Source organism: Ramlibacter sp. (assembly GCF_013697775.1).
Classification (GTDB): domain Bacteria; phylum Pseudomonadota; class Gammaproteobacteria; order Burkholderiales; family Burkholderiaceae_C; genus Ramlibacter.
Window position 1 is genome coordinate 1 of record NZ_JACCWG010000209.1, and the last position, 9862, is coordinate 9862.

General features: G+C 69.3%; 11 protein-coding genes. 4 read left to right on the forward strand and 7 right to left on the reverse strand.

The window, feature by feature from the left end:
- The 4 genes from thiL to apaG all read right to left on the reverse strand — a co-directional run.
- A partial coding sequence (thiL, locus tag H0U68_RS10445) for a thiamine-phosphate kinase (protein ID WP_296355280.1) occupies positions 1-556 on the reverse strand: 556 nt, incomplete at its 3' end.
- A 38-nt stretch (positions 557-594) separates the two neighbouring features.
- Positions 595-1719 carry a YbdK family carboxylate-amine ligase gene (locus H0U68_RS10450; RefSeq protein WP_296355298.1) on the reverse strand — a complete coding sequence of 375 codons (1125 nt, stop codon included), beginning with the start codon at positions 1717-1719 and terminating at the stop codon, positions 595-597.
- Positions 1720-1759: 40 nt separating this feature from the next.
- The gene (locus tag H0U68_RS10455) at positions 1760-3055 is read right to left on the reverse strand and encodes a cation:proton antiporter (protein ID WP_296355282.1); all 1296 of its coding nucleotides are present in this window, start codon (positions 3053-3055) and stop codon (positions 1760-1762) included.
- A 117-nt stretch (positions 3056-3172) separates the two neighbouring features.
- Positions 3173-3553 carry a Co2+/Mg2+ efflux protein ApaG gene (apaG, locus tag H0U68_RS10460; protein WP_296355284.1) on the reverse strand — a complete coding sequence of 127 codons (381 nt, stop codon included), beginning with the start codon at positions 3551-3553 and terminating at the stop codon, positions 3173-3175.
- Positions 3554-3605: 52 nt separating this feature from the next.
- Between apaG and rpe the strand changes: the two genes are divergently transcribed.
- On the forward strand, positions 3606-4295 hold the full coding sequence (gene rpe / locus H0U68_RS10465) for a ribulose-phosphate 3-epimerase (RefSeq protein ID WP_296355299.1): 690 nt from the start codon (positions 3606-3608) through the stop codon (positions 4293-4295).
- A gap of 7 nt (positions 4296-4302) precedes the next feature.
- Here rpe and H0U68_RS10470 read toward each other — a convergent pair whose 3' ends face one another.
- Positions 4303-4578, reverse strand: coding sequence for a hypothetical protein (locus H0U68_RS10470; RefSeq protein ID WP_296355286.1), 276 nt, complete (start codon positions 4576-4578; stop codon positions 4303-4305).
- Between the two features lie 198 nt (positions 4579-4776).
- Between H0U68_RS10470 and H0U68_RS10475 the strand changes: the two genes are divergently transcribed.
- The 3 genes from H0U68_RS10475 to H0U68_RS10485 all read left to right on the forward strand — a co-directional run bounded on the left by H0U68_RS10475 (position 4777) and on the right by H0U68_RS10485 (position 7666).
- Complete coding sequence (locus H0U68_RS10475; protein WP_296355288.1) at positions 4777-4899, forward strand: hypothetical protein; 123 nt, start codon at positions 4777-4779, stop codon at positions 4897-4899.
- A gap of 75 nt (positions 4900-4974) precedes the next feature.
- On the forward strand, positions 4975-7128 hold the full coding sequence (locus H0U68_RS10480; protein WP_296355290.1) for a catalase: 2154 nt from the start codon (positions 4975-4977) through the stop codon (positions 7126-7128).
- Positions 7129-7267: 139 nt separating this feature from the next.
- Positions 7268-7666, forward strand: coding sequence for a KGG domain-containing protein (locus H0U68_RS10485; RefSeq protein ID WP_296355292.1), 399 nt, complete (start codon positions 7268-7270; stop codon positions 7664-7666).
- A 72-nt stretch (positions 7667-7738) separates the two neighbouring features.
- Here H0U68_RS10485 and ggt read toward each other — a convergent pair whose 3' ends face one another.
- Positions 7739-9466, reverse strand: coding sequence for a gamma-glutamyltransferase (ggt, locus tag H0U68_RS10490; RefSeq protein WP_296355294.1), 1728 nt, complete (start codon positions 9464-9466; stop codon positions 7739-7741).
- A gap of 23 nt (positions 9467-9489) precedes the next feature.
- Positions 9490-9862, reverse strand: a 373-nt coding sequence (locus H0U68_RS10495) for a hypothetical protein (RefSeq protein ID WP_296355296.1), incomplete at its 5' end; no start/stop codon positions are given.

Sequence of the window (9862 nt, forward strand, 5' to 3'; positions counted from 1 at the left end):
GTTCGAGCCGCGCGCGCGCCGCCAGCAGCACGTCGGCGGGCAGCGCCAGCGTGCCGCGCAGCGCCTGTAGCGCCAGCCGTGCGTCGCCCAGCGTGCCGGTGGCCCAGACGTCGTCGCCCGCCTGAGCGCCGCTGCGCAGCAGGGCCGCGCCGGCCGGCACTTCGCCGAACACGGTGATGCAGATGTTGAGCGGCCCGCGCGTGGTGTCGCCGCCCACCAGCTCGCAGCCGTGCGCATCGGCCAATGCGAACAGGCCGTCGGCGAACGGCGCGAGCCAGGCTGCGTCGGCCTGCGGCAAGGCCAGTGCCAGCGTGAAGGCGAGCGGCCGCGCGCCGCAGGCGGCCAGGTCGCTCAGGTTGACGGCCAGTGCCTTGTGCCCGAGCCGCCGCGCATCGGTGCCGGCGAAGAAATGCCGGCCCTCGACCAGCATGTCCGTCGACACCGCCAGCTGCATGCCGGGGGCCGGTTGCAGCAGCGCGCAGTCGTCGCCCACGCCGAGCGGGCTGCGCACGGCGGGACGTTTGAAAAATCGGGCGATGAGGTCGAATTCGGTCATGACCAGAGCAGAGGCGGACAGCCGATTTTGAACGCAGCCTAACCCCGGGCGCCTCGAAACCGCACGGCCGCCTGCCGCACCACCTCGGCCAGCAGCCGCTCGCGGCCCTGCGTCTCGCGCAGCCAGCGCGCGTCGTTGGCGCCCAGGTCGGCGGCCAGCCGCAGCATGTCGATTGCGGTGGTGGCGCCCACGTCCTGCGCGTGCGTGTCGATGCGGCGCAGCGTGTGCACGATGTGCTCGCGCAGCGGCATGTGCTCGCCGCTGGCGGGGTCCACGTACACCGCGTCCAGCCCGAAGCGGCAGGCCTGGAAGCGGTTGTAGGTGTAGACCATGTAATCGTCCTCCTGCGGCACGAACGGCTGCTCGTGCAGGAACCAGGCCGCCAGCGCCTGCACGAAGCCGGCCAGCGCGGTGGCGCGCTCGATCGTCAGCGGCGTGTCGAACACGCGGATCTCGATCGTGCCGTACTCCGGCTTGGGACGGATGTCCCAGTAAAAGTCCTTCATGCTCTTGACCACGCCGGTGCGCGTGGTCTTGGCGAAGAATTTCCCGAATTCGTCCCAGCTGAGCGTGTAGGGCGCGCGGCCCGACATCGGGAAGGCGAACACCGAGTTCAGGCGCGCCGAATCGAACTGCGTGTCCTGCCCCTGCACGTAGGGCGAGCTGGCCGACAGCGCGATGAAGTGCGGGATGTAGCGCGACATGCGGTGCAGCATCAGCAGCGCGGCGTCGGCGTCGGGGCAGCCGATGTGCACGTGCTGGCCGAAGATGGTGAATTGCTTGGACAGGTAGCCGTACAGGTCGGACAGCTGGCGAAAGCGCGGCCCGTCGTAGATGCGCTGCTCGTGCCACTGCTGGTAGGGATGGGTGCCGCCGCCGACTACCGCGATGTTGAGCTTGTCGGCGCTGCGCACCAGCGCGTCGCGCATCTGCGTGAGCTGGCCCAGCACCTCCGAGGCCGAATGGCACACGCTGGTGGACACCTCGATCATGCTGGAGGTCATCTCCGGCACCACGGCGCCGGGCAGCTTGATCTTCGACATCAGGCGCAGCATTTCGCTGGAGAACGGCGCCAGGTCGTAGTCGTGCGTGTTGACCAGCTGCAGCTCGAGTTCCACGCCCAGCGTGAGCGGCTGCGAGTGCTGGAACGGCTCCAGCACCAGGGGCAATTCGCGCGCCTGGCCCACGCGTTCTTCCAGGCCTTTATCCATGCAGGTCTCCGCGCGGCTCCGTGCGCAGCTCGCCCGCCTGCGTCGTCGGCACGCCGCTGGCCGCCGCGCGCTGCGGCCACGGGCGGGTGCCTTCCCCCGCCTCGTAGATCGCGAAGGTAGTGACGATGGCGCCCAGGATCTCCATCAGCAGGATGGCCGGCAGCGCGATGCTGGCGATGCGGGGCCCGAGCGTGAGCGACGACGACATGAACTGCAGCACCAGCAGCAGCGCCACCGACGACATCGGCGACAGGGCGCAGCCGGTCCAGAACGCCTGGCGCCAGCTGATGCCGCTGCCCCAGTGCGCCAGTTCCACGCCGCAGATCTTGGCCAGCGCGCGCGCCAGCACCAGCGCGGCGACGAGCCCTGCGACGGCCGGGTTCCAGTCGGCCTTGGCCGCCACCACCGACACCAGCACGAACATCAGCATGGTCAGCAGCGACGACGCCGTGCCGAGCTGGCGCGCCCAGGCCCAGGGGCGCGGATTGAGCTGCTTGAGCATCAGCCCGCCGATCAGCGCGGCCAGCGGCGCCGAGCCGCCGAAGTGCGACGCCAGCGCCGTGCCTGCCGCCACCAGCGCCACCAGCAGGATGGAGGTGTTCTCGCTGGTCGGGCTCATCACCCGCAACGCCATGCGCAGCAGCAGCGCCAGCAGCGCGCCCACCACGAAGGAGATGCCCAGCACCACGGCCACCGGATACAGCGTGGTGGACAAGGTGTCGGGCGGGCGGTGCATCACGCCGGCGCGCGCGCTCACCAGCGTCAGCGCATAGAAGGTGCTGAGCGTGGCCAGCACCATCGCGCGCTCGGTCACCGGGCCGGCCGCGCGCGTGTCCATCACCACGCGGCTGAGCACGGCCGGCGCCGACGCCATCGCGATCAGCGCGACCGCCTCGGCCACCGAGGGCCGCACGCCCATCCAGCGCAGCATGTAGTACACCGCCAGCGCGGTGAACGCCGATTCGAGGATGCTTTGCAGCAGCACCATGGGGTTGTGGCGGAACCAGCGCAGCGGAATGCGCCCGCCGGCCTCGAACAGCACCACCGAAACGCCTAGTTCCAGCAGGAACAGCGCCACGCCCTGCAGCGGCCAGGCCGCGCCGGAAAAGCCGGCCAGCCCGGCGAGCGTGCCCACCAGCGAATAGCCCACCACCTTGGGCAGGCCGGTGTGGCGCTGCAGCAGGTGCCCGGTGGCGGCGGCCACGGCCAGCAGCAGCGACCATTGCACGGTGGGCAGGCCGGCCGAGGGCTTGAGCCACTCGGCCCAGATGGCCATCACTTCATCCATAGAGGTGCCCTCCGCGGCGGACTGTAGGTGCCGTGAGACCTTGTCTGCGTAGGACAAGGACGCATCGCCATCGGGCGGTCAGGCCCTTGACAGAGAGGCTCGGCAGCGCCTGGGAAATTAATGCAGAACGCGGCTGCCGCCGTCTTCCAGCATGAACGGCGGAATCTCGACTTCGAAGCGCTCGCCGTCTTCGGCCACGCAGAAGTAGTGGCCGTGCATGGTGCCGTTCGGGGTGCGCAAGCGGCAGCCGCTGCTGTATTCGAAGGACTCGCCGGGCTTGAGCAGCGGCTGGTGGCCCACCACGCCCAGGCCCTTGACTTCCTCCACCTGGCCGCGCGCGTCGGTGATGAGCCAGTGGCGCGAGATCAGCTGCGCCGGCAGCTCGCCCGTATTCGTGATGCTGATGGTGTAGGCGAAACTGTAGATGCCCTGGTCCGGCGCCGATTGCTCGGGCAGGTACTGGGGCTGCGCGTCCACCTTGAACTGGTACTTGGCCATGGCCCGAATGCTACCCGAGGGCCTGGCCCTGCCGGTCGGCGACAATTCGCGCATGAGCACGACGCAGCAGCACCGCATCGCACCATCGATCCTTTCGGCCGATTTCACCCGCCTGGGCGAGGAGGTGACGAAGGTCATCGCCGCCGGGGCCGACTGGATCCATTTCGACGTGATGGACAACCACTACGTGCCGAACCTCACCTTCGGCCCCATGATCTGCTCGGCGCTCAAGCCGCTGGCGACAACCGCCGCCGGCGTGCCGGTGCCGGTGGACGTGCACCTGATGGTGCAGCCGGTCGATGCGCTGGCGCAGGCGTTCGCCGATGCCGGCGCCGACTACATCAGCTTCCATCCCGACGCGTCGGCCCACGTGCACCGCAGCGTGCAGGCGATCAAGGCGCGCGGCTGCAAGGCCGGGCTGGTGTTCAACCCCGCCGCGCCGCTGGACGTGCTGGACTGGGTGATCGAGGACATCGACCTGGTCCTGATCATGAGCGTGAACCCGGGCTTCGGCGGCCAGAGCTTCATCGACTCGGCGCTGCGCAAGATCGAGCAGGCGCGCAAGCGCATCGATGCTTGCGGCAAGGACATCCGGCTGGAAGTCGACGGCGGCATCAAGGCCGACAATATCGCGCGCGTGGCCAGCGCCGGCGCCGACACCTTCGTGGCCGGCAGCGCGATCTTCGGCAAGCCGGATTACAAGGCCGTGGTCGACGCCATGCGCGCCGCGCTCCGCGCCTGAACGGCCTTCAGCGCCTGAACTGCTTGTCGGGCTGCGAGGTGCTTTCGCGCACCTTGTCGTAGGCCGCATCCAGCGCCGGTCCCTTGTCGGTGTCGACCTGGCCCTGCGCCACGCTGGCATGCGCGATCTGGCCCAGGCGCTTGCCGCTGGGCTCGTCGGGCGCCTGGCTGCTGGCGGATTCGTCGCGCTCGTGCGGCTGCTTCAGCGAGGGCTGCTGCGTCTCGCCCTGCACCGGCGTGGTCTCGCCTTCGGTCGGTTTGTCGCGGCTGTTGGATGTCTGCATGGAGGTGTCCTTTGTCCCCATGTTCCATGCCGGTGCGGCGCCCGGCGGTAGGACGCCGCCGCAGCCTGCTCATCGCCAGCCGGCTCCTACATGCAATTGTCTTGCGTGCCGACGAACCGTCCCGCTGAGCGGCTACGGTTGACTCTGCAGGCGTTTGTTCCAATCAAGGCTTCAAGCTCGCGTGCAAGGAAGATCGACATGGAAGTGCTGTCCGCAGTCCCCGAGTGGCTGGTCTGGTGCACCGCCGGCGCTGCCGGTGCGGTCGCCCTCGCCACGCTTGCCCGCATCCTCGAAGCCGCTCTGGACTTCGAGCTGCAATGACCCTTGCCGCGGCAACGGGCCCGCGCGGCGCGGCCTGGTGTCGTGCGTCGTTCCCGAATCCCACAGGAGCCGTTGATGGCCCAGTCCCGACCGGACACCCGAAACAAAGCCAAGGCGAGCGACAGCGCCGGCGCCAAGACCAAGCAGCTGGAAGCCTTCACGCAGGCGGCCGAGAGCCAACTGAGCACCCAGCAGGGCGTGCCCATTCCGGACAACCACAACTCGCTGAAGGCGGGCGTGCGCGGACCGACGCTGCTGGAAGATTTCATCCTGCGCGAGAAGCTCACCCACTTCGACCGTGAGCGCATCCCCGAGCGCGTGGTGTACGCGCGCGGCGCCGCGGCGCACGGCTACTTCGAGCTGACGCGGCCGCTGGGCGAATACACCAAGGCCGATTTCCTGCAGGACGTGGGCAGCCGCACGCCGGTGTTCGTGCGCTTTTCCGCCGCCATGGGTGCGCGCGGCGGGGCCGACACGGCGCGCGAGGCGCGCGGCTTCGCCGTGAAGTTCTACACCCGCGAAGGCAACTACGACCTGGTGGGCGCCAACATGCCGGTGGCTTTCGTGCAGGACGCGATAAAGTACCCCGACTTCGTGCACGCGGCCAAGCCCGAGCCGCACCACGACATGCCGCAGGCCTCCAGCGCGCACGACACCTTCTGGGACTTCATGTCGCTGGTGCCAGAGACCACGCATGCCCTGATGTGGCTGATGTCGGGCCGGGCGCTGCCGCGCAGCTGGCGGATGATGGACGGTTTCGGCGTCCACACCTTTCGCTTCGTCAACGCACGCGGCGCCGTGCACTACGTCAAGTTCCACTGGAAACCCAAGCTCGGCCGCCATGCGCTGCTGTGGGACGAGGCGCAGAAGCTCGCCGGGCGCGATCCGGACTTCCTGCGGCGCGACTTGTGGGAGGCGATCGAGCACGGCCACTTCCCCGAATGGGAGCTGGGCGTGCAGCTCATCGAGGAAGCCAAGGCCGAGAGCCTGCCGATCGACCTGCTGGACCCGACCAAGCTGATCCCCGAGGAACTGGTGCCGGTGCTCACCGTGGGCAAACTGGTGCTCAACCGCAATCCGGACAACTTCTTCGCCGAAGCCGAGCAGGTGGCCTTCAACCCGGGCCACGTGGTGCCGGGCATCGACTTCAGCAACGACCCGCTGCTGCAGGGCCGCCTGTTCGCCTACAGCGACGCGCAGAGCTGGCGCCTGGGCAGCCCTAACCACAGCGAACTGCCGATCAACAAAAGCCTGTGCCCGGTGCATAACTTCCAGCGCGACGGCAGCGGCCGCAACACCATCGGCAAGGGCCGCGTGGCCTACGAGCCGCATACGCTGGCCAACGGTGCGGAGTTTCGCGTCGATGGCGGCCAGCAGGGCTTCCAGAGCACGGCCGAGCCCGGCGATCCGGCCAAGCTGCGCCGGCGCCCGGAAGACTTCGACGACCATTTCAGCCAGGCCTCGCTGTTCTGGAACAGCCAGAGCCCGGCCGAGCGCGACCAGATCGTCGCCGCCCTGCAATACGAGCTGTCGCGCGTGGACACCGCCGCGGTGCGCCAGCGCGTGGTCGACAACCTGGCGCACGTGGATGCGCGGCTGGCCCGCAAGGTGGCCGAACCGCTGGGCATCGACCTGCCCGACCCGCGCGCGGCGGCCGGCCGCGCCGGCTTTCGTGAGCTGCGGCGCAAGCAGCTGGTGGAAACATCGGCCGCGCTCAGCATGGACACCGCGGGCGGCGCGATCCACACGCGCAGGGTGGCGGTGCTGGTCGCGCCGGGCGTGGAGCTGGGCGCTTTCAAAGTGATCCAGCAGGCGCTGCAGGACGCCGGCGCCGTCACCTGCGTGATCGGGCCCAACCTGGGCTTCGTGGCCTCGTCGTCGGGACAGCAGCTGCCGGTGGACCATGCGCTGCTCGCCACGTCGTCGGTGCTGTTCGACGCCGTGCTTGTGCCCGGCGGCGCCACCAGCGCGCAGCAGCTGATGGCGAATGGCTCGGCCGTGCACTTCGTGATGGAGGCGTACCGCCACTGCAAGCCGATCTGCGTGATCGGCGAGGGTGCGCAGCTGCTGAAGATTCCGGAGCTCGACAACAACCCGGCCGGCTTGCCTGGCGTAGTGGTCGGCAAGAACGAGCCCGGCACGCGCCAGCAACTCGCCCAGGAGTTCATCGCCGCGATCGCCCGGCACCGGCATTGGGGCCGGCCGCACGTGGACAGCGTGGCCGCCTGAGTCCTGCGCGCCATCGGTCCCTTCCTACGCCTCCATCACGGATGCGCCGACTGCCGCCGCGCAGTCCGCGCGGCTCAATGAACTTGAGGCCGGCCCATGCCGGCCCACGGTTCAGTGACATGCAGACTAGGAGTGACCAATGGCATCCAACCAGGCCAACCAAGGCAACAACGGGCAAGGCAACCCGGGCGGTGGCAAGCAGGGGAGCTCCGGACGCGGCTTCGCTTCCATGGACCCCGAGCGCCAGCGCGAAATCGCAAGCCAGGGCGGCAAGGCCGCCCACGAGAAGGGTACTGCCCACCAGTTCACCTCCGAGGAGGCGCGGGTGGCCGGCAGCAAGGGCGGCAAGGCGGCCCACCAGCGCGGCACAGCGCACCAGTTCGATTCGGACGAGGCGCGCGAGGCCGGCCGCAAGGGCGGCCAGGCTTCCCACAGCAGCGGCAACCAGGGCGGCGGCAACCAGGGCGGTGCCAGCCAGGGTGGCGGCACCCAGGCCGAAGGCGGGAAGGGCAAGGGCGGCCAGGGCGGCAGCCGCTGAACGCCGCCGCATCCGGTTCCCCCAAGAAAAAAGCCAGGGCATCGCCCTGGCTTTTTTCATGCGTGCGCAGCGTCAGTAGCCGAGCGCCAGGCCGGTGTTGCGGCGCGGGTCGTTGGCGCCGTAGAAGCGCTTGGTGCCGACCGGCTTGCCGCCCAGCGAAGGCGCGCCGACCAGGATGGCGGCCAGGTGGCCGGGGGGCGGCGGTGCGGCCAGCTTGTGGCCCATGCCTTCGAGGATCTTGCGCGTGTCGGGGCTGAGCGCGAAGTTCTCCACGCCGGTGGTCTCGGGCAGCCACTGCTGGTGGAAGCGCGGCGCGTCGATGGCTTCCTGCACGTTCATGCCGTAGTCCACCACGTTCAGGATGGTGTGCAGCACCTGCGTGATGATGCGGCTGCCGCCCGGCGTGCCCACCACCATCACCGGCTTGCCGTCCTTTGTCACGATGGTCGGGCTCATGGAGCTGAGCGGCCGCTTGCCCGGGGTGATGGCGTTCGCCTCGCCCTGCACCAGGCCGTAGAGGTTCGGCACGCCGATCTTCACGGTGAAGTCGTCCATCTCGTTGTTCAGCAGCACGCCGGTCCTGGCCGCAGTGACGCGCGCGCCGAACCAGTCGTTCAGGGTGTAGGTCACCGACACCGCGTTGCCCGCCTTGTCCACGATGGAGTAGTGCGTGGTGTTTATGCCTTCGTGCGGCGCCACGCCCGGCTTGATGGCCTGGGACACGCCTGCCTTGTTCGGGTCGATGGCGGCGCGGATCTGCGCCGCATAGCCCTTGTCCAGCAGCCGGTCCAGCGGGTTCTTCACGAAGTCCGGGTCGCCCAGGTAGCTGTTGCGGTCCACGTAGGCGTGGCGCATGGCCTCGATCTGGTAGTGCACCGCCTCTGCCGAGCGAAAGCCCAGGTCCTTCAGCGGATAGCCTTCGAGGATGTTCAGGACCTCGCAGATCACCACGCCGCCGGAGCTGGGCGGCGGCGCCGAGACGACGCCGTAGCCGCGGTAGTTGCATTCCACCGGCTTGAGTTCGCGCGGCTTGTACTGGTCCAGGTCGGCCTGGGTGATGATGCCTTTGCCGGCCTGGTTGCTGGCCACCAGCGCGGCGGCCACCGGGCCCTTGTAGAAGCCGTCGCGGCCGTTGCGGCTGATCATCTTGAGCGTGTGCGCCAGGTCCTTTTGCACCAGCGTGTCGCCGGACGCGAAAGGCTGCATGCCCTTGTTCAGGAAGATCGCGGCGGACGCCGGATCCTGCTTCAGGTCGTCGGTGGCGGTGGCGAACAGGTCGATGTCGCCCTGGTCCAGCGCGAAGCCCTTCTCGGCGTAGCGGATGGCCGGCGCGATGAGCGCGGCGCGCTTCATGGTGCCGTACTTGGCCAGCGCTTCCTCGAAGCCGGCCACGCTGCCGGGCACGCCGACCGCGAGGTGGCCGCGCTCGGACGCGCCCTTGACCACGTTGCCGTCCTTGTCCAGGTACATGTTGGCGGTGGCGGCGATCGGCGCCTTCTCGCGGAAGTCGAAGAAGGTGCGGCGCCCGTCGGCCAGCTGGATGGTCATGAAGCCGCCGCCGCCCAGGTTGCCGGCGGCCGGGTAGACCACGGCCAGCGTGTAGCCGACCGCGACTGCCGCGTCGACGGCGTTGCCGCCCTTCTTCAGCACGTCCACGCCGACCTGCGTGGCGAGTCGGTGCGCCGTGACGACCATGCCGTTGTCGGCGGCCGCGGGTGCCACCGAGGCGGCCTGCGCGACGCCGCTCCAGGCGAACAGGACCGCGGCGAACAGTGTCGCCGGGCGATTCAATCGCTCCATTGTTGTCTCCATGTTGTGGGTGATCAGGACGCGGAGGATGCCACTTTTTCCGCAAGCGCGCCGTCCAGCGCAGCCTGCACGCGCTCCCACACGTGCGAGCGGCTTTTCGGCGACGGCACGTAGTGGTTGAAGTAGGTCACGCCCTCGGTCGGCACGCCCAGCAGCGTGAGCGGGCGCACCGGCTGGCCGGTGGCGTCGATCGGGTGGCCGATGCGGTCGATGCGCGGCACCAGCAGTTCGCGCCCGCCGGCGCTGTGCGCCGTCGCCGAACACAGGCCGCTGCGGTACAGCGCCGAGAGCAGCGAATCGCCGCCGGGCGCAAGGCTCTCGTGGCCGACGTGGCCGCGCACGATCTGGTCCAGGCAGGTGGTGGTGCCGACCTCGAAGCTGCTGGAC